The 26,541-nt window shown below is 55.1% G+C and carries 29 protein-coding genes; 14 read left to right on the top strand and 15 right to left on the bottom strand.

Translation table 11 applies throughout. From position 1 onward, the window contains the following. Positions 1–54: 54 nt before the first annotated feature. The 10 genes from ACR0JN_RS17465 to ACR0JN_RS17510 form a co-directional block, all read right to left on the bottom strand. Positions 55–1,005 carry a LysR family transcriptional regulator gene (locus ACR0JN_RS17465; protein WP_480887508.1) on the bottom strand — a complete coding sequence of 317 codons (951 nt, stop codon included), beginning with the start codon at positions 1,003–1,005 and terminating at the stop codon, positions 55–57. A gap of 198 nt (positions 1,006–1,203) precedes the next feature. Beyond that, positions 1,204–2,208: an alpha/beta hydrolase gene (locus ACR0JN_RS17470; protein WP_480887510.1), complete on the bottom strand. Its 1,005-nt coding sequence runs from the start codon at positions 2,206–2,208 to the stop codon at positions 1,204–1,206. A 68-nt stretch (positions 2,209–2,276) separates the two neighbouring features. Continuing rightward, entirely contained in the window at positions 2,277–3,041 is a 765-nt protein-coding gene (locus ACR0JN_RS17475) for an HXXEE domain-containing protein (protein WP_480887512.1), read from the bottom strand. Next, positions 3,031–3,444: a DUF6640 family protein gene (locus tag ACR0JN_RS17480; RefSeq protein ID WP_480887514.1), complete on the bottom strand. Its 414-nt coding sequence runs from the start codon at positions 3,442–3,444 to the stop codon at positions 3,031–3,033. Before ACR0JN_RS17480 ends, ACR0JN_RS17475 begins: the two co-directional genes overlap by 11 nt. A 31-nt stretch (positions 3,445–3,475) precedes the next feature. Next, a complete protein-coding gene (locus ACR0JN_RS17485; protein ID WP_480887516.1) occupies positions 3,476–4,072 on the bottom strand; it encodes an NADPH-dependent FMN reductase in 597 nt (198 codons plus the stop codon). 6 nt (positions 4,073–4,078) lie between these two features. Further along, on the bottom strand, positions 4,079–4,456 hold the full coding sequence (locus tag ACR0JN_RS17490; protein WP_480887518.1) for a DoxX family protein: 378 nt from the start codon (positions 4,454–4,456) through the stop codon (positions 4,079–4,081). A gap of 118 nt (positions 4,457–4,574) precedes the next feature. Next, entirely contained in the window at positions 4,575–5,675 is a 1,101-nt protein-coding gene (locus ACR0JN_RS17495) for a hypothetical protein (RefSeq protein WP_480887520.1), read from the bottom strand. Between the two features lie 112 nt (positions 5,676–5,787). Then, on the bottom strand, positions 5,788–7,689 hold the full coding sequence (locus tag ACR0JN_RS17500) for a carboxymuconolactone decarboxylase family protein (protein WP_480887522.1): 1,902 nt from the start codon (positions 7,687–7,689) through the stop codon (positions 5,788–5,790). 4 nt (positions 7,690–7,693) lie between these two features. Continuing rightward, a complete protein-coding gene (locus tag ACR0JN_RS17505) occupies positions 7,694–8,281 on the bottom strand; it encodes a nuclear transport factor 2 family protein (RefSeq protein ID WP_480887523.1) in 588 nt (195 codons plus the stop codon). A 98-nt stretch (positions 8,282–8,379) separates the two neighbouring features. Next, positions 8,380–9,438: an alpha/beta fold hydrolase gene (locus tag ACR0JN_RS17510; protein WP_480887525.1), complete on the bottom strand. Its 1,059-nt coding sequence runs from the start codon at positions 9,436–9,438 to the stop codon at positions 8,380–8,382. A gap of 1,174 nt (positions 9,439–10,612) precedes the next feature. Between ACR0JN_RS17510 and ACR0JN_RS17515 the strand changes: the two genes are divergently transcribed. Then, complete coding sequence (locus tag ACR0JN_RS17515) at positions 10,613–10,870, top strand: hypothetical protein (protein WP_480887526.1); 258 nt, start codon at positions 10,613–10,615, stop codon at positions 10,868–10,870. 88 nt (positions 10,871–10,958) lie between these two features. Further along, a complete protein-coding gene (locus tag ACR0JN_RS17520) occupies positions 10,959–12,110 on the top strand; it encodes a YecA family protein (RefSeq protein ID WP_480887527.1) in 1,152 nt (383 codons plus the stop codon). On the opposite strand, the gene ACR0JN_RS17525 is transcribed toward ACR0JN_RS17520, so the two are convergent. Continuing rightward, positions 12,049–12,894: an IS3 family transposase gene (locus ACR0JN_RS17525; protein WP_480887721.1), complete on the bottom strand. Its 846-nt coding sequence runs from the start codon at positions 12,892–12,894 to the stop codon at positions 12,049–12,051. The genes ACR0JN_RS17520 and ACR0JN_RS17525 overlap by 62 nt on opposite strands. Beyond that, a complete protein-coding gene (locus tag ACR0JN_RS17530; protein WP_480887529.1) occupies positions 12,891–13,178 on the bottom strand; it encodes a transposase in 288 nt (95 codons plus the stop codon). Before ACR0JN_RS17530 ends, ACR0JN_RS17525 begins: the two co-directional genes overlap by 4 nt. 3 nt (positions 13,179–13,181) lie before the next feature. On the opposite strand from ACR0JN_RS17530, the gene ACR0JN_RS17535 reads away from it, so the two are divergent. Next, positions 13,182–14,135 carry a LysR family transcriptional regulator gene (locus ACR0JN_RS17535; protein WP_480887531.1) on the top strand — a complete coding sequence of 318 codons (954 nt, stop codon included), beginning with the start codon at positions 13,182–13,184 and terminating at the stop codon, positions 14,133–14,135. A gap of 336 nt (positions 14,136–14,471) precedes the next feature. Here ACR0JN_RS17535 and acdA read toward each other — a convergent pair whose 3' ends face one another. After that, entirely contained in the window at positions 14,472–15,701 is a 1,230-nt protein-coding gene (acdA, locus tag ACR0JN_RS17540; protein ID WP_480887533.1) for a 3-sulfinopropanoyl-CoA desulfinase, read from the bottom strand. 96 nt (positions 15,702–15,797) lie between these two features. On the opposite strand from acdA, the gene ACR0JN_RS17545 reads away from it, so the two are divergent. Further along, positions 15,798–16,688 (top strand): LysR family transcriptional regulator, encoded by an 891-nt coding sequence (locus ACR0JN_RS17545; protein WP_480887535.1) that lies wholly within the window; start codon positions 15,798–15,800, stop codon positions 16,686–16,688. A 37-nt stretch (positions 16,689–16,725) separates the two neighbouring features. Here the strand turns inward: ACR0JN_RS17545 and ACR0JN_RS17550 are convergent, their stop codons facing one another. After that, on the bottom strand, positions 16,726–17,895 hold the full coding sequence (locus ACR0JN_RS17550; protein WP_480887537.1) for a zinc ABC transporter substrate-binding protein: 1,170 nt from the start codon (positions 17,893–17,895) through the stop codon (positions 16,726–16,728). Between the two features lie 56 nt (positions 17,896–17,951). Between ACR0JN_RS17550 and ACR0JN_RS17555 the strand changes: the two genes are divergently transcribed. From ACR0JN_RS17555 to ACR0JN_RS17600, 10 genes are all read left to right on the top strand, one after another. Continuing rightward, positions 17,952–18,470, top strand: coding sequence for a transcriptional repressor (locus ACR0JN_RS17555; protein ID WP_480887539.1), 519 nt, complete (start codon positions 17,952–17,954; stop codon positions 18,468–18,470). Beyond that, the gene (locus ACR0JN_RS17560) at positions 18,467–19,207 is read left to right on the top strand and encodes a metal ABC transporter ATP-binding protein (protein WP_480887541.1); all 741 of its coding nucleotides are present in this window, start codon (positions 18,467–18,469) and stop codon (positions 19,205–19,207) included. Before ACR0JN_RS17555 ends, ACR0JN_RS17560 begins: the two co-directional genes overlap by 4 nt. Next, positions 19,207–20,004 carry a metal ABC transporter permease gene (locus tag ACR0JN_RS17565; RefSeq protein ID WP_480887543.1) on the top strand — a complete coding sequence of 266 codons (798 nt, stop codon included), beginning with the start codon at positions 19,207–19,209 and terminating at the stop codon, positions 20,002–20,004. The genes ACR0JN_RS17560 and ACR0JN_RS17565 overlap by 1 nt, the downstream gene beginning before the upstream one ends. Before the next feature lie 228 nt (positions 20,005–20,232). After that, on the top strand, positions 20,233–20,460 hold the full coding sequence (locus ACR0JN_RS17570) for a hypothetical protein (protein ID WP_480887544.1): 228 nt from the start codon (positions 20,233–20,235) through the stop codon (positions 20,458–20,460). 802 nt (positions 20,461–21,262) lie between these two features. Then, entirely contained in the window at positions 21,263–22,459 is a 1,197-nt protein-coding gene (locus tag ACR0JN_RS17575; protein WP_480887546.1) for a tyrosine-type recombinase/integrase, read from the top strand. Next, positions 22,452–23,153 (top strand): hypothetical protein, encoded by a 702-nt coding sequence (locus ACR0JN_RS17580; protein WP_480887548.1) that lies wholly within the window; start codon positions 22,452–22,454, stop codon positions 23,151–23,153. The genes ACR0JN_RS17575 and ACR0JN_RS17580 overlap by 8 nt, the downstream gene beginning before the upstream one ends. Before the next feature lie 57 nt (positions 23,154–23,210). Then, the gene (locus ACR0JN_RS17585; protein WP_480887549.1) at positions 23,211–23,384 is read left to right on the top strand and encodes a helix-turn-helix transcriptional regulator; all 174 of its coding nucleotides are present in this window, start codon (positions 23,211–23,213) and stop codon (positions 23,382–23,384) included. A 101-nt stretch (positions 23,385–23,485) separates the two neighbouring features. After that, complete coding sequence (locus tag ACR0JN_RS17590; RefSeq protein ID WP_480887551.1) at positions 23,486–23,863, top strand: hypothetical protein; 378 nt, start codon at positions 23,486–23,488, stop codon at positions 23,861–23,863. Between the two features lie 325 nt (positions 23,864–24,188). Further along, entirely contained in the window at positions 24,189–24,716 is a 528-nt protein-coding gene (locus ACR0JN_RS17595) for a hypothetical protein (RefSeq protein WP_480887553.1), read from the top strand. A 145-nt stretch (positions 24,717–24,861) separates the two neighbouring features. Further along, positions 24,862–25,413, top strand: coding sequence for a hypothetical protein (locus ACR0JN_RS17600; protein ID WP_480887554.1), 552 nt, complete (start codon positions 24,862–24,864; stop codon positions 25,411–25,413). Between the two features lie 313 nt (positions 25,414–25,726). Here ACR0JN_RS17600 and ACR0JN_RS17605 read toward each other — a convergent pair whose 3' ends face one another. Continuing rightward, positions 25,727–26,149: a CAP domain-containing protein gene (locus ACR0JN_RS17605; RefSeq protein WP_480887555.1), complete on the bottom strand. Its 423-nt coding sequence runs from the start codon at positions 26,147–26,149 to the stop codon at positions 25,727–25,729. Between the last annotated feature and the right edge of the window lie 392 nt (positions 26,150–26,541).

The raw sequence follows: 26,541 nt of genomic DNA on the forward strand, positions 1-26,541 counted from the left end.
ATTGAGTGAGAACCGCATTGGGTTGGGCGGGTCGCAGATCGGGACAACGCTCTGCTACTTTGTGTCCTGCATCACGATGTCAGCCAAAAGGTTCCTGAACCAGGAAGACACCGGAGATCTCTCAGCACCGCGCCCCCAAATGAGTTTTGATTGGACCGTGGGCATTTCAAAGGGAAGTTCAAACATTTTCACCGGTAGTTCTTTGTCTGCCTTTGCAGCCAAACGGCGCGGCAAAACAGCAATCACATTCGTTTCAATAACGAGGGGCGGCAAGCTGGCAAAATTGGAAACACTCACTGCAACATCGCGCACGAGGCCCATCTTTTCGAGCACTTGATCTACTATCCCTTTGCCAGCCGCACGTTGTGTGAGAAGCGCATGTTTTTCACGCATAAAGCCATCAAGTGTCACGTCGCCTTGTACAAGAGGGTGATCAAAGCGAGCGATCCCGGCAAAGGTTTCATCACACAGCAACTGGTAATGAAACCGCTTTGGCACATTGCGGGCAACACAAAGGGCCAAATCGGCTCGACCGGCATCCAAATCTTCGGCAAAGTCCGCACCCAACATCGCACGCGTTGTCAATCGAAGACCCGGTGCAGCGCGTTCCAAGGCGCGCACAACACTAGGTACCACGGTTAGTTCGATTAAGTCATGAGTGAGTAGGATGACCTCGCCCTCATAATTTTGAGGCTCGAATTGCGTCCCAACATTGATGGCTTCTTCCGCAGCTAAGATCGCTGCCCGCACATGTTCTGCAGCATCGAGTGCCGTCTGCGTGGGCATCATGCCATGTGGTGTCCGTACAAACAGTTCATCATCAAAGAGGTTGCGAAGCCGGGTGAGTGCATTGCTCATCGACGGTTGGGCAAGACCAATACGCTTGCCAGCCTCAGTGACACTTCGTTCTGAAAGCAGGGCTTCGAACGCAACAAGGAGGTTCAGGTCAGTATTTCGTACATTCCTCATGGCAATGAGAGATATACGGGAAATCAATAGGATCAATCATAAGCAACGTGTTCACTTGAATGTGTCCAAACTCTGAAGCGGCACCAATGTATTTGACTGTTTGCCCAGCTTGGTTTTTTGCATATGGACGAATTCGACCGTCTCAAGATGCTCCGCATGCCAACTATGCCGACCCATCACGACTTGGTTTGTCAAAGCGCTGACAACATTACGATTGTGGCACTCATGATCTTGCTACGGCGTTAGTGTCAATCTTGATAAAATGCCCTCCGCTTGGTCCGCCCTAACGATGCTGTCGATCACATGAAGATCTCCCGGGGAAGTCACCTCGTTCAGAGATCTAAGAACGGCTATCGCGGCAGGCGATGTTGTTGCAACATTGTGGCTGAACCGTTTGCCATCAGACAGGGCGCTTACGTCCACCAAAGTGACGGAAAGACCGTCGAGTTCGTCGGGATTGGTGAGAGACCCGAGCCGCACGCCCCGTCCTGTCAAGTTTCCCGAAAGTCTCAAAGCACGATCTTGGCCAGCAACCATGATGAGAAACGGATCAGGTAGATCACCGATCCGTTCTGCCTGCTCCCGAAACAGCTCGGTATCGATGTCCGGCGACAGCAGCATGACACCGTTGATGTCTCGGCTGGCTCCAAGGCTTCCCTCGATCGCGATTTGACGCAGTGTTTCCATCAAGAGGTAGCCGCCCATGGAGTGACCGGTCAGAAACACATCACGGTTAGGTTGTTCGGCAAATGCGACGATTATGTCGTGAAGCATACTGCGTGAAATCAGAGCGCTGTCACGATCATAGAGATAGCCCGATGCTTGCGCCGCCGAAGGCCATGAAAACAGAACGATTGGCACCGGAATATCCATATCAACCGAAACCTGTGCAGCGCTGTAAACGGCCTCTCCGTGAGTGGTGTTGTAGCCGTGTACATGGATGACAGTCTCTTGCTCGATGGAGCGATCTGCGGCTGCCACCGCTTTCATGAAACTCTCTATATCTGGGTAATCTTCTTCTCCGATGGTCACAAAATCCGTTGCGGCATTCGGTGTCCCGCGTGGCCATTCAATCTGGCCAACCTCATGCGTCGGAGGAATAGACACATCAATCCTTTGAAAGGTGAGATGGTTCGGTCGTCTCTCACCAAAACTCTTCAACTGTCCGGTTTCCTGCCGAAACTGTGCGACGAAAACCGACTTGACCGTCGCTTCTTCAAATGCGTCAGCAGTTTCCAAGTCGCCCCGAGGCGCACATGCACAAAGCGCTGTGGTTAAGACGAGAACAGCCCATCTTATACCGATCATCATACTGGTCGCTTCTCAGTTTTGGACTGAAACACCAAGCTTGGCAAAACGGACCAAGTGATCAAGATCACGAAGTAGATTAGCTCTGAGGGATGACCAAAAAACGCCCGGCTCAAGATGCCGGAGATCATCACCACATGTGCAACCAATCCCCATAGGAGGCTGGCAACAACAAGTCGCAGGCTCGCAAGTTGATCGTAGATGAGAACAACGTACGCGCCCAAGCCGAGAGGCACAAAGATGGCCACCGCCGTGACAAGTCCGGGATTGTACGTCCATGATGCGACGCCTGCTGCGATATGGCTGACCGCATTCTCGACAACAATCGCAACCATGCACAATGTTGCGAAGATATGGCGGTTGCCTTGCCAGATTGCTAAGGCTGCAACGAGCCAAACCAGCGATGTGTTGATGACAAAAATCGATGCATCTGTCATGAACTCGGCGGTAGTGCCCTGGCCAGAGATGTCCGACAGGAACGTGTTTAAGTAAGGTTTGAACGCATAGTTTCGCCCAAAAATATCAATCCAATGCTCCTCAAACTGGTGGATATTGTAAGCGATCAACAGGGTCAAAGAAACGAAGCGGGAATCTGCTAGAACGGCTCTTTGTGGTCGTATGCGCCATGCAGCTAAGAGCAACAAAGGGATCGCCATTGTGCCGATCTTCACCCAGTTTGCGAGCAGGAACGGATGCTGGCCAGCTGGAACCCAGAGCAGCGAGAACAAAAGGATAAGTGCCGGGATGGCAAGCCTATCGCTCATGTTTCGACCTCATCATTAAGTCAAAAAGCGCCAGACAGAGTAGCAGGAAGAAAAGCACGCTCAGAACGCTAAAAAGAAACATGTTCGACTCAAGACCCAAAACTGTATGAACATGGCCATTGGGATCAACGAGCGCCCCACCGTACGAAGGCCCAAATAGGGTCGCGACCCAAAAACCAGTCACAAAGAACAACCCGAGTATGGTCGGAACGATGAGTTCATCTTTGGCCCAAACCAAAGCCAATGCGGTTGCAGCGACGCCAGCTGTGAACGCAAGAAACCATGCCGTGTGGAAGCGCGCATGCGCGCTCCAAATTGGGTTCAACAGATGTGTTTCGTTGAGATCCGCGAGAGCAGGAACCAATCCGTAAAACAACGTCAAAGCTGTGATGGCAATCTTCAAGTACGCTCTCAAGCTCAGCCGCAGCATGTTTCTAGGCACCATCCGACGAATGCAAAGCCGACGACGTGTCCACTTCGATTGCATCGTAGAAATCGACGAGCGCCTCTCGCAATCGACCCATTAAGGTCGGGTTTGCGAGCTTGCCTTTCGCGTCGACGTGTTTGGAATAGTTCCCAAAATTGAAGCTCGCTGCGAGTTTTCCACCAAAAAAGGGCGCGGCATCGCAGGCAATCTTGAACACGTTCTTAGCGCCCCCTTCTCCTGGGGACGTAGCAAGGAGTAGCATAGGCTTGCCTTGATAGACACGCATTTGGATCCGGCTGCACCAGTCAAAGACGTTCTTATAAGCGGCTGTATAGTTCCCATTGTATTCGGCAAACGATATGATGATGCCGTCAGCGTTGCCAAGCATGGCAAAAAACCTGTGGGCTGCTTCGGGAACACCCGCGGCTTCGCGTTCTGGACTGTAGATCGGCATATCGAAATCGTTGAGATCCAGGGTCAGGATTTCCACATTTGCGCCCATCTCGTCTCGCAGAACTTCGGCAGCATGCCTACTCAATTGCTTGTTGATGGATCTGGTGCTGTTGCTTGCGCCAAAGGCGAGCACCTTCTTTTTTTGCTTCATCGGGTCTCACTCCTTTGTCGTCGAGTTATTCAGGAGCGCTTTCGCCTGATCTCGGTAGGAAAAGGCGACGACCGCCGAGAGCGCCGCCAACACCAAGGCCGGCATCGCTGACGGACCGAGCACAAAGACGTGAAACGGCGCCCCACATACCATCGTGATCATCAACAACACTGATCCTACAATTTGAACTCCCGGTACCCAAAGCAGCACCGCTGATCCCAATTCAACGATGGCCGTCACGTAGCGAAACCACTGCCCCCATCCGATCGTTTGAAAGAAGTCCACCATCATTTCGACGCCCAATAGCTTTGCGCCACCTGCTGCCGCAAAAACCAAAGTCAAAAGAAGGCGGATAGCCAAAAAGACAGTATCGATCTTGAACATTATGACTCCTGTTTCTGTCGTGACGCTGCGACTATGGGGAGATGTGAGTTCATGCGGACGGCCATAGTACCCACCACAGTCCCATGATGCGCGGAACCTAGTCGGTCGCTTAGAGGCATCATTTGCCAAACTCGATTGTTTTGATCAGCCGAATACCGACCCGATTGTTGTTCAAATTCTCATCTCGGCGGAACTCGTGAGCAATCGCTAGGGAAATACCGCTGTTAAAGCTGTATTCCACGGAAGTCTGGAGGCTGTAGTCGTCGAATCTGCCACCCGATGCTAAGTCGCGGGGCCTATAAGTTCCTGACAGAACCGCTGTCCACGGACCCGTTCGATATACAACGCCTGCGCTCGCATAGACGATGTCGTCGGCGGTTCCTTCGAAATTTTCAAAGGCGGCCAGCTCACCAAGGAATGTCCATTGATCACCTCGCGCCGTATTGCGTGTCTGAACCACGGAAAATGACACGCCATGTTCATCCGCGACACCATCCACACCGCGGCTCTGATGAATCAATCCGAGTTTGTATGTGAGGCCTGGGAAGCGATCCATGCCGCTGCCATCCAAAGACAGCGTGAAGGAATCCAAACCTTCGGTGTTGCTTGCGCCACCATCTTCTAAGGTGGTGCGACCTCTGCTGGTTCCAAAAGAATCCGACAGAAAACTCGTGTCCTTGTAGAATGAGTTAAATGTGAGCGTGTGTTTTCCACTCGCGCCGCCGCCGAAAACATACGCGCCTCCAACCCCAACTCGATCGATCAGTTCGATTTCTTTGTTGTAGCTATTTCCGAACATGCCCGGCGTCGCAAAAGACGCCAAAGCAAAAGACGGCGTCATCTTACCTGCGTGAAACGAGAGCGTGTCCGTTACCGAATACTCCGCTCGCAAAATTCGCACGAACAGTCCTTCGTCATCGAAGGCGCGGTTGGCTGTTGGGGGTGCAACCGTCTCGATGCGTGTCTCATTTCGGATCCGAAACCGGTCGGAAAAATGAAGGACAGGGCTTGCAATGACTTGAAGGAAGACATCGTTGGTTGCTTCGATCGGGCCCTCGGGATCATAGTCTCCATTGTATCCAAGGCGTGTGATCAAGTTGCCTGTGACATTCGGGAAAATGCTTGCCTCGGTATCTTGCGCAAAAGCCCGAACCGGCAGGCAAGCTATGGCAGCACAAAGCGGAATTGAAAGGCGGTTTGACAGCAGCATGTTCATCATGTTCCTGATCTGCGCAGAGGTCGTTCGCACTGGTGAAGCATGCATTCTTTACGTGCATGCAAAGTGATCGTCGGCAGCCACTCCGGGGCGTCGCCGCCCTGAAGGCAAAGCGTCAAAAGTCGCGTGGATCTACCGGCGCTGTTCCTGCTTCGAACTCGCGTTTGTCATCCACGCCGTCGCCATCAGAGTCAGCTTTGTACGGATACGTTCCCATCGCCAGTTCACGGGCGTTTTCTAAACCGTCGCCGTCAATGTCGACATCGAGACGATCTTCGATGCCATCCAAATCGGTGTCAGCCCAACGGCTGGCATCATTGGGAAAGCCATCAAAGGCATCTTCAACACCGTCGCCGTCTTGATCGACTGCAAGTGGAATGACGAGACCTGTCCAATCTGATGCGGCATCGGGCACTTTGCCCGTGTTCATATCCGCAAAGAGTTTGTCGAAAAACTGACTCATGTGATACGGACGCTGCTCGCTGGGCAATCCGGTGTGAACGCCGGGTTTCCAGCCTTTCGGTCCCAGATTACGTATGGCCCAGGACATGCTAAGTTGATCAGTCACTGTCGCCATGGACTGCATGCTGCTCGACAGCCACGCGTTCACTACGACGATCGCCATGATCTCTTGGATCTCACGATTTGTGTAGTGCCGACGCAACTCCTCAATATGCGCGGATGTTACGCGAGACGGCAGGCGCGCTGCATCCCGCGCCAGTCGCATCGCCGCTTTCATAGCTGGTGTAACGTCTTCTGATCGCTCAAAATCCATCAAAGACTGGATGTACTGGATCAGAGCCGGCAGATCCTCTGGCGGAATTTCATCCTGGAAGTATTCGTCTTCGGTATAATCGAAAACACCGAACGCCCCATGCGCTTGGCAGTGAACGCACCCGCTGGCCAATTGGTAGACGAAGAATATGGACCATACTTCGTCATGATCAAAAGTCCGTTCGGTTTGCAAAATGTAGGCGTCCATCGCCAGCGTGCCAAAGGCGGCCTGCCTTGGCCAATACGTGTCAAAGCGATTGCGGTCGCTGTAAGGAACACTGCTCTCGGAAACAGGGGTAGCTTGGAAGTAAGCGTAGTCATAGGCGGTAACATCGAATGGCTTGCTGTCCGCTCCCGGCACGTTTGCAGACCGTAGGCCCTCTGCTTCCCACTCCAGCACTGCCGTTGGTGCCGCGTCATACGGTTCTTCAATGCCGTCACGGTCCCCATCAAAGGTGACAACTGGGACACCGTAGCCAGTAATGTGATTTATCCAGTCTGTGTCGAAGACAGGATCAACGGCTCCGAGGTCTTCGCGCTGCCAGGTTGCATCAATTTCTGCAACAGCCTGAGGCAAGACGTCCCCGACAAATGGGTTTGTACGTTGTTCCTCTGGCGAACTGGCCGCATTGGACCCTAGTGTCCAGCCCACCTCGGACAGATTGGCGGTGGCCCAGTCCACCGTCTCCTGATCTGTGGCAATCGGCAGAACTGCATCATGCGTTGCGGATGCGTTGTTGATCGCAACAAGCTGCATAAGTTCCGCGATTTGCCGGTCCGTATAGTTCGTGCGCAACAGAGCATGAAGATCCGCCGAAGCCGTGCTAGGATAACTGCTCGCTACATCCACAAATGTAAAAGCGGCCTGCAACCGTGGGTCCTGCAAGGTTTCCGTGTAGCCTGGCGCGAAGATGGCTTTGATATCTTCTACTGACACGCCCATGCGTGAGAGTTGGTATGCGCTCCGGGCAGTATGATGTCCGCTGCCGGCACCAATCATTTGACGCAATGTGAGGCGCCATTTTGTTTCCGCATCGAACATTGCGTCGGCGTGAATCATCACATCGGACATCAGCAGACCATTGTAGAAGTCACGAAGGTTGCTGATGTCGATCTTGTGTCGGTCGTAAAAAGGGATGCTGATATCCCCAGCTGGTGCAGCTGGTGTTTCCGCAAGAGCTGGTAACTGAAACAAGCAAGTTGTGACGACTGCCGTGCTCACGAGCAAAGACTTCAGTTTCATTGGTTTACTCCCCCTCGAACAAAGTGACGAACATACCGTTCGGATTGGGTGCGTGGCTGGGGACAGTTTGCAGGACGTCCCAGTGTTCCGTGATTTTCCCCTCTGCATCGAAAAGATACATGTCGACAGCCGCCATACCCATGTCGTTGGGGTCATCGTTGTCGAGGTTCCGGAAATTCACGTGGGCCATCGCCGAGTCGCCGACAACGATCACCTTGTGAACGTCGATTGCGACCGGGTATTCATCGACCGAACCCTTGAACAACATGGCCAGCGGTTGCCGCCCATTTGGCAACTGCGTGCTGTGTTGAATGTACTGGTCTGAGACGTACTCTCCGACAGACTCGATCGTCGGACGCGTCGAGAGAACCTCGTAGAATTCGATAATCCGCTCAGCGCGCGCTCGATCGGCGTCGTTGTTGACCAATATGTGGGTTTCAAACCCTTGCGGTATCGAGTTTCGGTAGATGAAGCCCTGTTCCTGCGAGCGCGTCGGCGGTGCAAAGGGATCTCGCTCTTGGGCGGCAATGCCAGAGGAAAGGACGGCAGCAAGCAAAGATGCTGTACAAATCCGAAGAAGCTTTTGTGTCATAAGGTCCTCATTCAGTAGCCAGTGTGCACACTGGTGCGATCTGAGTTCGACAAAGGTCGATCAGGTCAGCTTTGGCTAAAGTTGCGTTTTGGGAGGTGTTAATCGAACAGGTCGCGCGCAGCTTCTGCGACAATTGCGGGGTCCTCGGCCTGGATGAAGTGGTTGGTGTCCACGATCAGAACCTTGCCATCAGGAACCATCTCCGCTGTGCGCCAGTATTCTTCGGGGCGCTGCCCTGGATCATCAGCACCTTGCATGAAAACCACCGGCATTGTCATGCGCGGAAAGACCTCGGCCAACCGAAATTCCAACTCTTTGTCAAAGCTGGCATCCGAATAGCGCACGGCTGCCGCTTCCGCCGTTCCTTCGAACCCGTATTCCCATGCCGCGCGGGCTAGGTGATCTTCGCTCATCTCAACTGAGAAATAGTCACTTTCGAACAGATCACGCATAAAGGTCGGGGTTGTGTGGAAGCTGACGTCCTTCATAGCCTCATGATTGGGCCTGGGAAAACCGTGCGGTTGGTCTGCTGACTGCTGCATGCGCAGGTAAGCAAGGATCCTCGGGTTCACGTCGTCTTGTGCGACCATGTGGTCACCGACAACCGACCCGCGATCGTGGCCAACGAGGTTGAACTCCTCGACTCCTATCTTGGTCATGAGCTTTGCCACGCCTGTGGCGACGCCGCCATAGGTGAGGTCCAGATCCAGTCTTTTGTCAGACTGTCCGTAGCCAAGTGTGTCCACTGCGATGACATAAAAGTCGTCCGAGAGACGTGCCATAACGTCATGCCATGACCACCAAGTATCTGGATGCCCGTGGACAAAGAGGATGACTTCATCGTTAGGGTCGCCAGCCGTCACGAAATGCCATACCGCATCATTGGCCTCTACGTACCAATGCAATCCGAAAACATTGTGGCCGAGGTATTCAACCTCCCCGTTACGACTAACGGAGCCTTTTGGTGGGGTTGCTTCAGGATAGCGAACCTCGTCGGTTATCTGTGCCAAAGGATACGGTTCGTAATCCGCAGGTACGCGAATTGTTTCAGCGTTTGCAAAACTACCCGAACACACGAAAAATGCTGCGAGCATACGCTTCGCTGGCTTGAGGGTAAGCGTTAAGTGATTGTTTTTGAATGGCTCTATGTGCGACATTTCAAAACTCCTAGCCGAGTCATGGTCGCGCACCATTAGTGTTTGAAACAATCAATTGGTCCAATGGATATTACATATATTGGATATTGTTGGTAGGAATGGGCCCCTCATAAGCGCATAAAGGTATGTCTTACACGCATCGACTGCAGGTGGGGTGGTTGTACAGCGAGAGCAGCCCAATTCAACCAGCCCGAACCGTATCGCACCCCTGTTACAACAACGGTCAAACGCAAAAGCCCTCAGTTTTCGGCGCTTCGTGCTCCAGTGACCGGTTTCCAAAGCGCCGCACTGCATCACGAACAGAGCAGATGCAGCGATTTTCGTGCTGCGAGCGCGCGCAGCGAGCAAAGTCGATGACCGCCTTGGGCTCTTCGCGGTCGTTGGGGCTGGCGCAGCATCACCGCTTGCTCAACCAAATCCACCACCAAGGACGGCCCAAAGCTGCCTTTCGTCGACCAGTCAGTATGCTGCAGTCGCAGCCCGCTTTGAAGACATTTGCTGCAGACGCAAGACCGATGACACTCCAATTTTCGGTTGGCGGGGACGAGCATACCTTGCCTTCCACTATGAGGATGGCCACATTTAAGTTGATTTCCCGAGAACAGACAGATTTAGACTAATAAGAAAAAGTGAGCCAGATGAGCAGCCAACTTCCACTTCCAGAGCAGCTTGGTGGAACCCGAGACCACGATGAAACGCATCCCTGGGTAGGGCTTGTCGGGCGTGGCAACGACAGATGGAGTTACGCTACCTGGCGAAAAGGCGGTTTCAGTACAACTGGAAATCCGGGTTTGGCCTATACCTTTTCCACTCGAGAGGCTGCTTTAACATTTGCGAACAGTTTTCCGTTTGGTGGAAAAAGATCTGCTAAGCGTCTAACAGTTCTAAGTAACCCAACTTCGCAGGGCGACCGGTACTGGCGACGATGAAGCCGGACAGTGCCATCTGATCCTTCTCGTTAAGAGGGTTTGTCCCGAAGCCAACTTTCACACAGTGGCAAGTTCGCCGCAAAGCGACCTGTCAAAGCGGACGTCGACAGATCATCCTCTCTGGTCAAAACCGTCAACAAAGACAACCAGATGCACGCTCTCTGACCGAAAGCTTCTCGCGCAACCGAATTGCTGATGTAAGATGTTCTGCAAAAATACTCTGCAATATGCTCTTGGAGGAGATTATGGCGGACAAAATCGAGATAAACAAAGTACAGGTCAATTTGCTAGCCTTACAAATCGCGGTTGTAGGCGAAGAAAAACGAGATTTCACACTTTCGGTCGGTGACGAGGAAGTTCAAATTCCGATAAACAAAGATGTCTTTGCTCACTATGCCAACCAGTTCCCGACCAACACAGACAATCAAAGGCGACGCCGAACGACCTTGGTGAATCTGATGCGAGCGGCGTATTTGCAAGGCGTTCGCGACGGCAAACCCTAGTCGATTTGATCGGTCTGAGTTCAGACTGAACGCGGTCCAGAAAGCTTCGAGTGCAAAATGATTGGCTGCAACAAAGAGAACAATGACGATGGTTGAGACGCAGGGCAGACCGCACAGGAAGTACTGGAAACCGAAGCAAAACGACCTTTGCCCCTGCGGTTCAGGCGCGAAGTTCAAGGATTGCTGTTGGAATCGCCTCCCCGGTTTCGACATCGGAAAAGCCTATTCTGCTGCCTGCAAAGAAGAAAAATTTGGCCGCGCTCTTGTCGCTGCGCGTGCCGACGTGACCCAGTATACGATTTGGCATAGAACAAATACTGCGCCAGTGCTTCACATCGGGGAACGCATCGAGCCCCTTTTGCGGATCGATGTTAATGCGCTTGCCGAGTACATAGAACGGCTTTCTTGGCTGTATTTTCGGACTGGTAAATGGAAAAACTGGCCAGCAACGTTGGAGCGTTTGAGTGCGAATATTCATCACGAGTGGTGGACAAAGAAGATAACTTATAATCGCGCGCTACTTCAATTGGCGCCCGGAGGCAGCCGATCAAAGGCGAGACAGGAGCTTGCCAAATTGGGCCCAATTACAACTGCTGAAGAGGATATTGACGTCCTACAACTCTTTGTCGACCTTGAGCTGCGCGATGCTTCATTCTCCGAACGAACTGCATTTTATGACCGTATACTAGAACTCGATGAACCCGCAGAAAGCCAAATACAATATCGTGGCGGCAAAGCAATTGGTTACCTACTTCATGGAGATGCAAGAGCAGCAAAGGCGCAATTATCGAGTATTGTGGATGAGTACGGGGTTTCAGAAGAAGCTCCGGATTTATCGACCTATGCGAGGCTAAAGCTATTTGGTGTTCAAGAAACTCTTGGCGCAATTACAGGTGACAAGCACTTGCTTCGCCAGACGGCATCTGAGTTGTCTGCATCGCTTCAGGATGAAACATGGACGGACTTCGGGCGTTCCGATTTACACCGCCAGATAGGCGACTGTTACCGCTATGCCCAAGAGTGGGAATTAGCCGTTGGTGCTTATGAAGAAGCCATTGGCTTGAACGGTAGCTTGATCTGCCGCGTCCACTTGGCGGAGTGTTTTCTTTACCAAAAACAGGTTGAGAAAGCTGCACTGCAGATTGAATCTGTTCAGCTAGACAAACTCAATGAACTGTCTAGCCCCCGTGTTCTGGGCCATCTCGGACTAGAGTTTCGGGGACTGGTGGGCGCATGTTGAGGGCCTGATGCGGTCGGGTGTGGTTGTATTGCCTGAGCCAGCAATTGATCACGATCTGTGCCTGCTTGGTCGTTGTGAACCATTCGGAATTGAGAACCTCGCGGCGGAGCGTTCCATTGAACCTCTCGTTGTATCCGTTCTCCCAGGGAGAGCCCGGGTAGATCCGGATCGGGTTCACACCGACCTTCTCGAGCCAACTCTGGGTTGCCCGTGAAGAGAACTCTGGGCCGTTATCGCTTCGAACGAAATCAGGCTTTCCGTGGCGCAGGAACAGCCCGTAGAGAACCTCCAGCACATCTTCAGAACCCATGCGGGTCCGAACTTCCACTGCGAGCGCCTGGCGGGTGTATTCATCCAAAACCGTGAGCATCTTGTAGCTCCGCCCATTGCTCAGCTTGTCGTGAACGAAATCGACGCTCCAGACATGGTTAGGATGCGTCGGTCGGAGTCGAATGATCGAGCTGTCCTTGTGGTACAGGCGACGCTTCTTCTTGTGCCGCTGCGGGAGTTGCAGACCTTCCTCCCGCCACAGCCGTTCCACCTTCTTGTGATTGACACGCCAGCCCTCGACCCGAAGTAGCTGCGCCACCTTACGGTAGCCATACCGGCCGTAGCTCTTGGCCAGACGGATCATGGCCAGTCGAAGAGCATCATCGTTCTTCTCTACGGCCTGGTATTGCATGGAGCTGCGTGCAAGGCCGACCACCTTGCAGGTGCGACGCTCTGATGTGCCGAGCTTCTGGCGAGCATGAATGACGGCCTGACGAAGTTGGCTCGTCGTCAGGCCCTCGGTTTTAGGTAGTTCAGACTTTCTTTGAGGATCAGCTTGTCCAGCTCCAGTTCGGCCACGATCTTCTTCAGCCGGGCATTTTCTTTCTCCAGGCTGCGCAACTCCGACAGTTGCGACTTGCCCATGCCACCGAACCGACGCCGCCAATGGTAGTAGGTCGCATCGCTGACACCGACACCACGACAGGCTGTCCGAACATCATCGCCATCTGCCAGCTTCAGTTCAATCTCACGCAGCAGCTTCAGAACGTCTTCGTCCGAGTATCGCTTCCGAGCCATCCCTTGTTCCCCCTTCTCGGCCAAAGTAGTGGCCCAATTTTAGGGGGCAAAGACATACGCGCGTTCAGAGCGACGCTGTCCGAAGGATCGCTCGCAGCGGCAGCAAACATATTGCACCTGTCCCAACCGGCAGTGAGCCGATTGATCTCGGGCCTCGAAGGCGAGTTGCGACTTGATCTCTTTGATCGAAGTGGTCGCAACCTCACGCCAACAGCTGAGGGGCTTGCCTTTTATCGCGAAGCGGGGCGTATTCTTGACAACCTCGACGAAATCCCGGGCATCGCCGCTGAGATCCGGGCAGGCCGCACACAAAGCCTCCGGATCGTTGCAATGCCCCGCATCGCCCGTGCGCTCGCGTCCCCTGCTGTTGGTCAATTTGTTAGGGCCAACCCTGACACCAGTGTTAGCCTGGACGTTCGCGCTCGACGGGAGGCTGGAAAATGGTTGGCCGGCCGCGAGTATGATGTCGGTATTGGGGCACTGCCCGTCGAACATCCGGAAATCCGAACCGAGCTGTTACTGCGCGTAAGAGCACAGGCTGTTGTTCCTGTCGATCACCCACTCGCCGATCTAAAGCAGATTTCCATCGACGATCTGGCAGACGTTCCAATTGTCAGGCTGATGCACGGATTGCTCCTTCGCGATCAACTGGATGACATGTTTCGATCAGCAGGGCTACTCCCAAAGCAGACTTGCGAAGTCGCCTCTTCTTCTTTGGCTTGTGCTTTGGTCGCAGATGGAGGCGGCGTAACAATCGCGGATGAACTTGTGGCCGCCAACGTGGACAAAGATCGCATTCGAACCGTTCCGATTACGCCTGAACGGTGGATGTCATTTGGGCTTCTATTCCCGGTTCAGGCAGATCCAAGCGATGCTTGCGACCAGTTCGTCGGCGTACTGAAATCCCATGTGAAAAAGCTGGCGGGGTCCAGCGCGACAATAGAGGTCGTTGGCTAGCGACCTGCTCGGTCCTGCATGACACCTCTCTGGAAGTTCGACTGGCCGAAAGCCTTTTCTCCATTAAAGCTGGCATTGGTGAATGGTGCAGCATCGGTCAAAATGGGCTCTCACAAGACCTTGGCCGCAGTGTCATTGAATGGTGGCTATCGGTATTGGGCCAGAAATGCTTGACGTTTGGGTCAGAATTGAATGACGGAATTTACCGATTTGCTGAGGTTTTGGGTGTCAATTGAGTCAAATATCAGTGACGTTCCACAGTAAAATCCCCTAAATTACAGCAGTTTAAATGGCTTACTCCGCGCTAAAACAGCGCCGTCGTCGCAGGCGTGTGTTTCAGCCTGTAGACCGGGCCGCCTGGGTTTCCTCTGCCAGTTTCGCGTAGCCGTCCCGTGTCTGGGGCGTTTTGATGCCCAGCAATGCGCCTGCGACTTGCGTTTTCAGGACTTGGGCGGTGCCGCCTCCGATGGTGAACATGCGGACGTCGCGGTACATGCGCTCAATCGGTTCCTGCGCGCCGTAGCCGCGTGCCCCAAACATCTGCAGCGCGTCATTCACGACCTTCACCGCTTGTTCCGAGGCAAAGGCCTTTGCGCGCGCAGCCATCAACATGTCGGGAAAGCCGGTCGGGCCAAGCGCCCCCGCCGCCTCGTGCAGCATCAGGCGTGAGGCATGGACGGCTGTATCCATCTCGGCGAACATCCATTGCAAGCCCTGAAATTCTTGCAGGGGGCGGCCGAACTGGTGGCGTTGGCGCAGGTATCTTTTGGCATGGTCCAGCGCGCCAGCGGCGATGCCCATGGCAACCGTGCCTGCGCCGACACGCTGGCTGTTATAGGCGGTCATCAGGTCGGCAAAGCCGCGCCCGATCCCGGACGGGGGGACAAGCATGAAGCGCGCATCCACTTGCAGATCGGTAAACCGCAGCTCGGCTTCGGGCATGCCGCACAGGCCCATGGTGCGTTCGTGGCGCACGACCTCGAACCCTTTGGGTGCGATCCCGTTGCTCGGGTCATAATGCACCAGAAAGCCGGTTATGCCCTGTTCGGTTCCGTCTTCATCCAGAACGCGCGCGAAGATGAGGTATAGCTTGGAGACACCGCCCCCGGTGATCCAGTGTTTGGTGCCGTTGATGAGGTAGGTGTCGCCAACACGCCGGGCGGTTGTCTGCATCTCGGTCGCGGCGCTGCCGGCGTCGGGTTCCGATATGCAAATGGCCGGTTTATCCCCTGCCAGAACGATGGGGGCGACATAGGCGCGCTGCGCGTCGGTGCCATAGGCCATGATGGCGCTGATGCCGCCCATGTTGGCCTCGACCACGATCCGGGCGGTCAGGGCGCAGGCTTTGGCGATTTCCTCGACCACCAGAACCACGTCGCTGTAGCTAGCGCTCAACCCTCCGAACTTTGTCGGGATCGTCATGCCCATCAGGCCTGCGTCGGTCAGGGTGCGCACATTGTCCCAGCAATAGGTGCGGTTTTCGTCCCAATATCCGGCGCGATCTGCAAAGCCCGGGGCGAGGTCGCGGGCAATTGCCTGATAGCTGTTGGTGCCTTGGTCGAGCATTGAGCCGTCCTTTTCGTGTTCTCACCATTATGTGAGATTGAGCATCTCTTTCACAAACGAATTTACTTGATGGATAAATTGAAGTTTGTTGAAGTAATGCAGATATCTTCCCTCGAAACGCTGGTTGCCGTGGCACAGCACAGCTCATTCTCCCGCACCGCGGACATTCGCAATATGACCCTGTCTGCGGTCAGCATGCAGATGAAGTCGTTGGAGGATGAACTGGGGGCCGAGCTGTTCGACCGCAGGTTCCGACCACCGAAGCTGACGCCGCTGGGAAAACGGGTTGCGCAGGATGCGAGGTCCATCGTTGAAGCTTACGCGCTGCTACGCTCACGCTGCCTGTCGACCAGCGAACTGACCGGAGCCTACAGGATTGGCTTTGTTCCGTCAGCCAGTGCCCGCATTCTGCCAAGGCTCTTGCGGGTTGCCGCACAGCAGGCCCCGAAGGCCGCATTCAACGCCACAACGGCCCTGTCGGAGGCCCTGTGTGATCAGGTCAGAAACGGCCAGTTGGACGCGGCCGTTGTGACCGAGATCGACGATGCCACCGTCGAACTGGCCTGCGAAACGCTCCGGCAAGAGGAGATGGTTGTCGCGGTTCCGTCCTCAAGCGTCATCGGTGGGTTTGCCGACCTAGATGCGTCTCTGCCGTTTCTGCAATTCGCCCCGACCTCGGGGATTGGCAAGCTGATCGCGCGGTATCGGGATCGCATGCAGCTTACGTCTGGAAACGTGATCGTGCTGGACAGTATCGAAGCGATTGTCCAATGCGTCAGAAACGGGATCGGGTATGCGCTTTTGCCGCGCCCGGATGTGGCGCGGTACGGCGGCGATCAGGTTCAGATCTTGCCCTGCAGGCCGCAGCCGTTGTTCCGCAACCTCTCGCTGGTGACGCGGGATGATGCGTTGGCCGCGTCTTGGCGGCCAGAACTGAAACAGTTGTTGAAAGAAAGCTTGCCCGAGGTGGACCGGCCAGACGGCTGACCCGAGGCCAATTTGGCGCGGGTCAGCCGGGTTGCAACTACAGGCACTCAGCCAGAGTTTTGGCCATGTTGCGGATCACCTGCGGATACAGGTCCGCGCCGGGCTCCAGGTCGGCCCCGAGAGGATCGATTACGCCTGTTTTGGCGTCTGTCCCATCCATCACAGTATCGACGAGGCCCTGATTGAATTGTGGTTCGGCCAGAACGCAATCAACGCCTTCGTCGCGAATGCGCCCCTGGATTTCTGCGACCCGAGCCGGGCTTGGGTCAGAGGCGTCGCTGAGGGAAATCGCACCCGAGGCAGGAAACTCGAACGCATCCTCGAAATACTGATAGGCATCATGGAAGACGATGAAGCTGCCGCCGCGAACGGGGTTCAGCATCTCGGTTACCTCTGCGGACAGCGCGTCCATTTCTTCACGCGCGGCAGCGGCATTGGCGAAGTAAGCGCCTGCGTTGTCCGGATCAGCCGAGGACAGCTGTGCCGCGATCAGATTAAGCCAGGTGCTGGCATTGGCAGGCGACAGCCATGCATGTGGGTCGTGCTCGCCGTGATCGTGCCCTTCGTGTCCGTGGTCATCGTGACCCGCGTGATCTTCATGGTCTTTGTCTTCGGCATGCTCGTCATGCGCGTGTTCGTCGTCGTGCCCGTGATCGTCGTGATCCTTGTCGTCCGCATGGTCTTCATGATCGTGGTCGTCATCATGCGCGTGCTCATCATGATCATGCTCGTCATCATGCCCGTGTTCGTCATGCTTGGCATGATCCTCATCATGATCGTGATCGTCGTGGCCGTCCCCGTCGGCATGGTCCTCATGATCATCCTCATCGCCATGATCATGCGCTTCGAACAACGCGCCTTCACGGAAATCCAGCAGGACGGTTCCATCGGATTCCAGCAAGGTCGTAACGGTTGCGCCATCGGCGAGGGTTTCAATCGCGCCTTCCATCCAGGGTGTCAGATCTTCGCCCAGCCAGAACACCAGATCGGCGTCCTGCAGCGCGGCGGCCTCGGACGGTCGCAGGTTGTATTCGTGGGGCGAGGCACCGGGCTGCACAATCAGCTTCGGGGTGCCGACCCCCTCCATCACGCGCGCGACCAGCGAATGCACCGGCGCGATATCAACCGCCACGTTCGGGGCATCCGCCAACGCAGTGCCCCCCATCAAAACCGCCGTGACCGAAACCGGAAGAAGCTTTCTGGACATCAGACCCTCTATGTGATTGTATAACATTGCCAGCCACATACATGATATGTAATAATATGACAAGTGAAACGCGCCCCGTTCCCGCCGACGATGCGGCCCTGATCGGGTTTCAGAAACATGACCATGACACCTGCGTCGGCACCGCCCTTGCCACGGCCGAGGCGCGCTGCCGCGACGAAGGATTGCGCCTGACCCCGGTCCGGCGCAAGGTGTTGGAATTGCTGCTGCAGGAACATCGGGCACTGGGGGCCTATGCGATCCTCGACCGTTTGCGGGACGAAGGGTTTGGTTCGCAGCCGCCGGTGGCCTATCGGGCGCTGGATTTCCTAGTCGAGAACGGCTTTGTGCACAAGATCGAGCGTTTGAACGCCTTTGTCGCCTGCGCGCATCCCGGCGCGTCGCATTCGCCTGCCTTCATGATCTGCCGCAAATGCGACGCGGTGGCCGAGGCGCAATCCGCCCCTGCCAAAGGCGCGCTGGGGGCCGCGGCCCGCGCCGTGGGGTTCGAGATCGAGCGCACCGTGGTCGAGGCCGAGGGCATCTGCCCTGCCTGCACCCAGAAAGCGTCGAAATGACCCTGATCCGTGTCGAAGACCTGACCGTGCGCTATGGCGCAAACACGGTTCTGCGCCATGTGGACATGGCGGTTGAGCCGGGTGAGATCGTGACAATTGTCGGCCCCAACGGCTCGGGCAAAACCAGCCTGCTGCGTGCGATCATCGGCGCGACGCCGCCATCGGCCGGGCGGGTTACGCGGAAGCCGGGACTGAAAATCGGCTATGTGCCGCAGAAGCTGCATATTGATCCGACCCTGCCCATGACCGTCGAACGGTTCATGCGGCTGACCCATCCGGTGACGCGCAAGGATTGCGCCGATGCGCTAAAGGTTGCGGGTGTGCCGGACCTTATGAAACGCCAGATGTCGCAACTGTCCGGTGGGCAGTTTCAGCGCGTTCTGCTGGCTCGGGCGCTGATCAACCGGCCCGATATACTGCTGCTGGACGAAGCGACTCAGGGGCTGGACCAGCCGGGCTCTGCCGCGTTTTACCAGCAGATCGAGACGGTGCGGCGCGACACCGGCTGCGCCATCATCATGATCAGTCACGAATTGCATGTCGTCATGAGCGCGTCTGACCGGGTGATCTGTCTAAACGGCCATGTCTGCTGCGAGGGCTCGCCCGCCGTGGTCGCCTCGGCCCCGGAATACCGCGCCCTGTTCGGGACCGGCACGGGTGGGGCGCTGGCGCTGTATCGCCATGATCACGACCACCATCACGACCACGGGTCGAACGCGCAGGAAGCGGCAGAGTAATGCTAGATGATTTTATGACCCGGGCGACTTTGGCCGGCGTGGGCGTGGCGTTTGCCGCCGCTCCGCTGGGATGTTTCGTGGTCTGGCGGAGGATGGCCTATTTCGGGGATGCGACCGCGCATGCGGCGATTCTGGGGGTGGCTTTGTCGTTGACCTTTCAGATGTCGATTTTCCCCGGTGCACTGGCCGTTGCATTGATAATGGCGCTCACCGTGACACTGCTGACAGGTCGCGGCTATGCGATGGACACATTGCTGGGCGTTCTGGCCCATTCCGCGCTGGCCTTTGGTCTGGTCGCGGTGTCGTTCCTGTCCGGCGTGCGCATCGACCTGATGGCGTATCTGTTCGGCGATATTCTGGCCGTCTCCCGCACCGATCTGGCGGTCATCTGGGGCGGTGCGGCGCTGGTCATCGGCCTGATCGCGTGGCGCTGGTCGCAACTGCTGACGGCCACCCTGAACGAGGAATTGGCTTATGCCAGCGGCTTCGATCCCAAGCGCGAGCAGTTGATCCTGACCCTATCACTGGCGGTGACGGTCGCGGTTGCGATCAAGGTAGTTGGCGTTCTGCTGATCGCGGCAATGCTGATCATCCCGGCGGCCGCCGCGCGCAGTCTTGCACGATCACCAGAGTCGATGGCGTTGATCGCGGCGGCAATCGGCGCGGCCTCGGCCGTCGCCGGGTTGCGGGCGGCCTATGTGTTCGACACGCCAGCGGGGCCGTCCATCGTTTGCGTGGCCGCTACTACTTTCGCCTGTTTCAGCCTGTTGGGCTGGGGCGGTCAGCGCAGGACGTGATCGCAGGACGGGTCAAACCCGTTTAGTCGATGGCGTCCTCGCGTAGCGATATCCGCAAAATATTTCGGGTTTCGATCCAAAGCCCGGCGCAGGCGATGGCCCCAGGCCATTCAACGCAAACTCGGGTCGCCATAACACGCGGCCAGCATCGCCTTACACGGTTTCGGTGGAAAATCCCTGAAATCCGATGCACCCTGACCCATGTGCAATCGGGCAGGAGGACCAGAAATGCCCCAGTACAACGACATGTTTGAATTGTCGGTCGAGGATATGGACCTGATCGAAAAAGCGCTGCGTCAGGCCATGACCTCTTACGCGGTTGAGCAGCCGGGCGAGTCCAAAATTAACATGCACGAGCGCGAAGACACCGTCCGTCGGATGCATGACCTTCTGGGCAGGCTCCACGATCAGAAGATTTTCTATCGCCCCAAAAGTGGCGTCTACCTTGGCGGATGATATCGAGATTGGGAAGAAGACGTCTGTCAGCGGTATGAGAGGCGCGTGCGCGGCCCCGCAGGAGCGGCAGAATCGGTGCTGCGCATTGTTGGATGTGTATTCGTGGGGCGACACGCTGCACTCATAACCCCCTCAAAAACCAGTTGGAAAACCAGTACGTGCTAAAATCCGAACGTGTCGCCCACGTCAGAAAGGTGGCATTATGGCGAAAATGTGTCCACAACTCATTGTGAAACTCACCGTTTCCACTGCGGAAACCCTGCGTTTCACAAGTTTTGTTCCAATTAAGGGAAACCCCCAATTTCCGAGATTTGATTTAGCGCATAGTCTGAATTCAACGGACCACTTAAACCAATCCGTAACACCCCCTCCGACTGAGGGGCTGGCCTATACCCCCTCGTCCAGCCCCTCACACCACCCATCAATTTCATACACACGTTGTGGGCAGTTTCTTACGGACCAGAAGCGCGCAGCGTCAGTTTATCCCGCCCACTGAACGGGATGCCCCGGTTAGGTTTGGCCGGGTGAAGCAGAACAACCGTCGGATCTTGTACGGGCAACGCAGGGCTGAACCCGTTGCGCGAAACACCACGAGCGTCGGGCGTCGTTCTGGCGTAAGTTTCTGTGTTTTATGTGGAAATCATGGTGCTGCTGGAGAGAACTGAACTACTATATCTTGGTGTTTCAGCACGTTCCAGTTTTTCCAGATTTTTGGCTAAGCCATTATAAAACATGTCCCAAGGTGTTCCATCATGCCCCAGCATATACTATATGTTGAAGGGGGATTGGAAAGGGGATCAGGTTGGCCCGTGCATTGAACAAGCTGACCGCTGCTGCTGCAAAGGCGCATCCGCCTGGTAAGTATTCAGATGGTGGCGGTCTGTGGCTGTACAAACGCCAGGATGGCGGCGCGCAGTGGGTTCTTCGCATTCATGTCCACGGTAGACGGCGTGAAATGGGTTTAGGTCGATTTCCTGACGTCTCACTCAAAGAGGCCAGAGAGCAGGCTGACGTATGGAGAGCATCGGTTAGGAAAGGGCTCGACCCTATAAAAGAACGCGAACGCCAACGCCGCGAGGATGCGCTCAACATGCATTTGCTCAAAGACATAGCGTTGGACGCATTCGAAAGCCGCAAGGCGGAACTCAAAGGCGATGGCGAGGCAGGGCGGTGGTTTTCGCCTTTGGAAAACCACGTGCTACCAAAACTGGGTAAAGTCCCTGTTTCTCAAATCGATCAGAGGGATATTCGAGACACCCTCGCGCCAATCTGGCATGACAAAGCGCATACGGCGAAGAAGGCGATTAGCAGACTTGGTATTTGCATGCGACATGCGGCTGCGCTCGGTCTGGACGTTGACTTGCAGGCGACGGAGAAGGCTAGGGCGCTTTTAGGTAAGCAACGACACAAGACAGAGAACATACCGGCTGTGCCTTGGCAGGAAGTGCCAGAATTCTACCAGAGCCTGAACAAAGGCACCGTCACTGAGTTGGCGCTCCGTCTTCTTATTCTTACGGCTGTGCGGTCATTCCCGTTGAGAAATCTGCGCATTGAACAAATCAACGGTGATGTCTGGACGATCCCAGCGGCGAATATGAAGGGTCGAAGGGATGCTACCGCTGATTTCCGGGTGCCGTTGTCCGATGAATCTCTTGCTGTCATAGAGCAGGCTAAGCCTATTGAGCGTGATGGGTTTCTCTTTCCCAGCATTCGAAAGGGCGTGATTTCCGATGCAACGATGGGAAGATACATGGAGCGGCGTGGATTGGTCGAGCGCCCGCACGGCTTCCGGTCATCGTTCCGAGATTGGGTAGCGGAGACACAGAGCGTTTCGTTCGAAGTTGCTGAGACTTGTCTGGGTCACGTCGTCGGAGGTTCCGTAGAGCGGGCGTACAAACGGACTGACTTCTTGGAACAACGGCGGGCATTGATGGAAAAGTGGAGCACATTGCTGAAAGTAGGAACTCAACCAACATCGGCTGAGGTTCATAATGTCTAGAGAATTCGAAAACGCCGTAAATTGGTTGCAGATTTTGACGAATGAGTATGTGAAAGAAGGCCAAATCTGTTTGCCGAGAACTGAGCCGTACAGAAACATCCATATGCTCAAGCTTGGCATCCACTGGGTACCTGATGACCTTGAAGTAAGTAGTTCAACAGAGGGCACTTTTGTATGCGACAATGATGCCGCCGAGAAACTATTGAACATTTGCGAGAACGACGCCTCAGCGTTTGATTTGTGTAAAGAAATTTCTGCACATCAACTTGCAAGCGGACAGGAACTGTTGCCAGCACTTAGAACGTTCACTGCGCTCTATATGACGGATTTGATTAAGAGGCCCAAAACTACTCGTCGAAGCGTGACCTGGTTGCGAAACATGTTTCTTTTAACGATGGCAAAAATTACTGCCGTAAAATTCGGACTAACGCTCACCCGAGGTGACGAGCAGAAAATTCAGGAATCTGCCTGTGACGCTTTGGTTCAGGGGCTGGAGATGAACGGTCACCATCGATCCTACCGATCAATAAAAGAACTATGTGTTGGAACCGGACCCGAGAACAAAGAACTTCGTCAAGAATTCTTGGAGTGGGTTGAAGCAACTAGAATTGCAATTGAACGTGATCCAATTGCAGCCGACCTGTTTCCCAAATCATGGCTTGGTGTCGGACTTGTAAAAATACCTCCGTCATGAATCACCGCTACAGAAAGTACAAATTTGACGTGCAATGCAACAACACGGTGCACAGTCATGAAGCTACTTTCCTTCCAAAACCTGCAAGCCAAGTTGGGCGGTCGCAGCCGCTCTAGCGTTTACCGCGACGTTGAACTGGGCCGTCTCCCAGAACCCATCAAGTTCGGTTCTCGTCTCTATTGGAACGAGGCCGATATCGACGCTGCAATCGAAAAACAGGTTGCCGCCTAAAAGAAACCCCCACCCGAGGCACGGGCGGAGGCGAATTCTTTTTGGTGGTACTGAGAGAATAGCCGAAAGCCCGATGTCTTTCAACAAAAGAAGGACAATAAATGGTTACTTTCGAGCAAAACCAAACAATCAAAACCGAACTCCCACCGTCAAACGCACTGCGCGTGTATCGCTGGGCAGACCTTCCCAACCTGACGGCCCCAGCGCTGTATCGGGTCACTGATCCGGGTCAAGAACCGCGCGAAATCTACGCATCCAAGCACAAGCGCCAGGTTCTTGAAGGCCTGATGCGGTCGCCACTCTACGCGGCCAGCTACTGCCGCCTTTCGGATCAGGTGCTGCCTCTGCGCCGCGATGACGGCGTGAACATCGAATGCAAGATGTATCGGGGCGATACAGACACCGGACGCCAGAAGTTCGGCATCTATTTCCTCGTCAGCAAAGTGGAATTGATTGAGACCCGCGAGGTGGCGGCATGAGAACCCGGGACCTCCAAATCCACACCCTTCGTCGCAAGCACGGCCTCTCAGAGGCCGCTGCACGGCTGATTGCCGCCCTCTACTACGGGGAGTGTCGGTCATGATGGTTGTTGTTCCCTGCAACGGGCGCGAGGAAATCCGCATATCTCGCGCCCCTGTAGACGCAAAACCCCATCCGGGATTGGACATCGTAGATTTCCGAGTCTGGTCCAAAACGAAAGCAGGTCTGCGCCGTACCAATCGCGGCGTCATGTTCGAGGCCTCGTTACTGCCATATGTTCTGAGGGCTTTGTTGGATGCGTCCAACAGAGCAACGGTCGAATAAATGGGGCGTGACAAGCGTAACGAGAAGCGCGGCGAGCACTTCGCCAAGATGATCCGTAACACAATGGAGGAGCCCGCTTGGCGGGCTCTCTCAGCCACTGCACAGGCACTGTATCCATGGCTCAAGCTTCAGTGGCGAGGCGCACAGAACAACAACAACGGTAAGATACAATTTAGCGTCAGGCAGGCGGCAGAGGTGCTGGGGGTGGCACTGAATACAGCGGCGCGCGGTTTCCATGACCTACAGGCTAAGGGCTTCCTGGTGGTCACGAAACCGGCTCAGCTTGGCCTTGGTGGCGAGGCCCGCTCCCCGCAGTACGAATTGACCGAAATTGAACTTCCTCACAGCGATTGCAGGGGCGGCAGACGGCTGTATCGCGATTGGGCACCCGGCAATGATTTCAGCGTCCACAAAGCCGCTGCACACAACCCCAAAGGCCGGGGTGGGAAAACAAAACCCTGTCTCAATTTTGAAGACGGGGACGTCTTAGATTTTGAGACGTGTCGTGAAAGGACGTCTCAAAAATGAAGACAGCACGTCGCAATTTTGAAGACGTAAACGGCCATTTTCGGCACTCGCACGTCTCAATTTTTAAGACATCTTTAATCTACCAGGGGGTCTGGGGGAAACGGACACCTTCTGCATCAACAATCCAACAAGCGAGGCATGAGCAATGACTGACAGCACCAAAGGCGACATCACCCCCAAGAAAAGCGAGCCAAGCAAAACCGGGGTCAAATTCGAAGGCAGCAACAAAGAAGGTAACATTGTCGAGCTAACCAAGCACGACGGGCTAAGGGCAGTGTTCGGAACAGACTGCGATGAACTGGCTAGTGCCTTGATGGCTCATTGCCTGAAAGCACTGAACAATGCGGAATCTGGTAGCGCGGGCGAAGTAAACGATGAGCGGGCATTCATGATTTCCATCATCCACGACATTGCGCCACGAGATGCTGTTGAGAGAATGCTTGCGGTCCAGATGGCGGCCACGCATGTTGCAACAATTCGGTCGGCCCGGTGGCTTGGTGCCACGGAGACAATCCCTCAAGCCCAACTCCACTACACGGGATTCAACAAGCTCGCGCGTACATTCGCGGCTCAGGTGGAAACCCTTCGCAAGCACCGAAATGGCGGCAAGCAGACTGTCACGGTCCAGCACGTGAACGTTGAGGGCGGCGGACAGGCCATAGTCGGCAACGTTCAGACCGGGGGGAGCAAGAAATGAAACGTGCCTCCAACCCCATGCAAAAGGCACACGAAGCCCCTCGATGCACCGCTAAATCAAAGCGCACAGGCCTTCCTTGTAAAAATCCTGCGGTGAAAGGTTGGAAGGTCTGTCGGATGCATGGCGCAGGCGGCGGACACGGCCCCGGCAAGGCCAACCCGGCTTACAAGCACGGCATGCGAAGTCGAGAGGCTCAGGAGATGAGGAAAGATATCAACGAGCATGTGCGTCTGGCTCGCGCTTTGGAACGGCTTGTCGATAGCGAGTTGTAGCAGTGTGCTTGATGCGTGTTTGGCTAATTCTCAGCACAAGGCTACCGGCACGAGGCGGCTATTACCATCACCCAAGTATTGCCCGCCGCCTCGGATAGCGCGAACTCCTTGGCTTTCGGTGACAGTAAGTTGGCTCTGTGTCCAGGCGATTGCGCCCAAGCCGACATCACGGCGTCCAGACCGTTCTGCCCTTGGGCGATGTTTTCAGCCACAAAACACCATTCATAGCCTGCCTTGCGAACCCGTTCGCCCACATCAGACCCATTGGAGCCGGTATGCGAAAAGAAACCCTCCTTCACCATGTCTTCAGCATGAGATTTGGCGGCTTTCTCCAGTCTTTGATTGTAGCTTACCTCTGCAAGGCCTTGGCTATTGCGAAATGTGTTGAGTTCGCCCTCTGCCAAGGGATTTGCCGCGAGGGGAGCGGGCAACAGGAGCGCTAATGCAGTTAACAAGCGTGCCATCTCTCTCTTTCTCAATTTAATGCTCATTGGCGAGCACGAAGCGAGTTTAGAACACTTGAAACATCTCACCTTGGAGCAGGCAAGAGGCCAACATGGTTTGCAGAATTGGGGTGGTTTGACTGACATGCTCGGCAGTCAATCTGACATGGGCGGCAAAAATAACAAACAATTTGGCAAAGTTTCACAATCCCAATTTACCCTGCGCCTTCACAATCCGCGCAGGAGAAGCTGCATGCCCGGACCGAAAAAACCTAAAGGATATTGGAATAAGAAGCGGTGCCACGCGGTTGCCCTCACGTACACCACCAGAGCAGAGTTCGCGCGAGGTGACAAAACGGCATACAACGTAGCAGCAGACGCGAGTTGGTTGGATGAAATTTGCTCCCATATGC

It is taken from the genome of Ruegeria sp. G12, assembly GCF_056533565.1.

What these genes read in the sequence shown, in the direction of transcription:
- ACR0JN_RS17605 (WP_480887555.1), bottom strand. Translation starts at nt 26,149, where the DNA reads ATGGCACGCTTGTTAACTGCATTAGCGCTCCTGTTGCCCGCTCCCCTC.
- ACR0JN_RS17515 (WP_480887526.1), top strand. Translation starts at nt 10,613, where the DNA reads ATGGCGGACAAAATCGAGATAAACAAAGTACAGGTCAATTTGCTAGCC.
- ACR0JN_RS17595 (WP_480887553.1), top strand. Translation starts at nt 24,189, where the DNA reads ATGGGGCGTGACAAGCGTAACGAGAAGCGCGGCGAGCACTTCGCCAAG.
- ACR0JN_RS17545 (WP_480887535.1), top strand. Translation starts at nt 15,798, where the DNA reads ATGCAGATATCTTCCCTCGAAACGCTGGTTGCCGTGGCACAGCACAGC.
- ACR0JN_RS17560 (WP_480887541.1), top strand. Translation starts at nt 18,467, where the DNA reads ATGACCCTGATCCGTGTCGAAGACCTGACCGTGCGCTATGGCGCAAAC.
- ACR0JN_RS17550 (WP_480887537.1), bottom strand. Translation starts at nt 17,895, where the DNA reads ATGTCCAGAAAGCTTCTTCCGGTTTCGGTCACGGCGGTTTTGATGGGG.
- ACR0JN_RS17520 (WP_480887527.1), top strand. Translation starts at nt 10,959, where the DNA reads ATGGTTGAGACGCAGGGCAGACCGCACAGGAAGTACTGGAAACCGAAG.
- ACR0JN_RS17490 (WP_480887518.1), bottom strand. Translation starts at nt 4,456, where the DNA reads ATGTTCAAGATCGATACTGTCTTTTTGGCTATCCGCCTTCTTTTGACT.
- ACR0JN_RS17555 (WP_480887539.1), top strand. Translation starts at nt 17,952, where the DNA reads ATGACAAGTGAAACGCGCCCCGTTCCCGCCGACGATGCGGCCCTGATC.
- ACR0JN_RS17600 (WP_480887554.1), top strand. Translation starts at nt 24,862, where the DNA reads ATGACTGACAGCACCAAAGGCGACATCACCCCCAAGAAAAGCGAGCCA.
- ACR0JN_RS17510 (WP_480887525.1), bottom strand. Translation starts at nt 9,438, where the DNA reads ATGTCGCACATAGAGCCATTCAAAAACAATCACTTAACGCTTACCCTC.
- ACR0JN_RS17485 (WP_480887516.1), bottom strand. Translation starts at nt 4,072, where the DNA reads ATGAAGCAAAAAAAGAAGGTGCTCGCCTTTGGCGCAAGCAACAGCACC.
- ACR0JN_RS17585 (WP_480887549.1), top strand. Translation starts at nt 23,211, where the DNA reads ATGAAGCTACTTTCCTTCCAAAACCTGCAAGCCAAGTTGGGCGGTCGC.
- ACR0JN_RS17505 (WP_480887523.1), bottom strand. Translation starts at nt 8,281, where the DNA reads ATGACACAAAAGCTTCTTCGGATTTGTACAGCATCTTTGCTTGCTGCC.
- acdA (WP_480887533.1), bottom strand. Translation starts at nt 15,701, where the DNA reads ATGCTCGACCAAGGCACCAACAGCTATCAGGCAATTGCCCGCGACCTC.
- ACR0JN_RS17565 (WP_480887543.1), top strand. Translation starts at nt 19,207, where the DNA reads ATGCTAGATGATTTTATGACCCGGGCGACTTTGGCCGGCGTGGGCGTG.
- ACR0JN_RS17500 (WP_480887522.1), bottom strand. Translation starts at nt 7,689, where the DNA reads ATGAAACTGAAGTCTTTGCTCGTGAGCACGGCAGTCGTCACAACTTGC.
- ACR0JN_RS17530 (WP_480887529.1), bottom strand. Translation starts at nt 13,178, where the DNA reads ATGGCTCGGAAGCGATACTCGGACGAAGACGTTCTGAAGCTGCTGCGT.
- ACR0JN_RS17475 (WP_480887512.1), bottom strand. Translation starts at nt 3,041, where the DNA reads ATGAGCGATAGGCTTGCCATCCCGGCACTTATCCTTTTGTTCTCGCTG.
- ACR0JN_RS17590 (WP_480887551.1), top strand. Translation starts at nt 23,486, where the DNA reads ATGGTTACTTTCGAGCAAAACCAAACAATCAAAACCGAACTCCCACCG.
- ACR0JN_RS17570 (WP_480887544.1), top strand. Translation starts at nt 20,233, where the DNA reads ATGCCCCAGTACAACGACATGTTTGAATTGTCGGTCGAGGATATGGAC.
- ACR0JN_RS17580 (WP_480887548.1), top strand. Translation starts at nt 22,452, where the DNA reads ATGTCTAGAGAATTCGAAAACGCCGTAAATTGGTTGCAGATTTTGACG.
- ACR0JN_RS17495 (WP_480887520.1), bottom strand. Translation starts at nt 5,675, where the DNA reads ATGATGAACATGCTGCTGTCAAACCGCCTTTCAATTCCGCTTTGTGCT.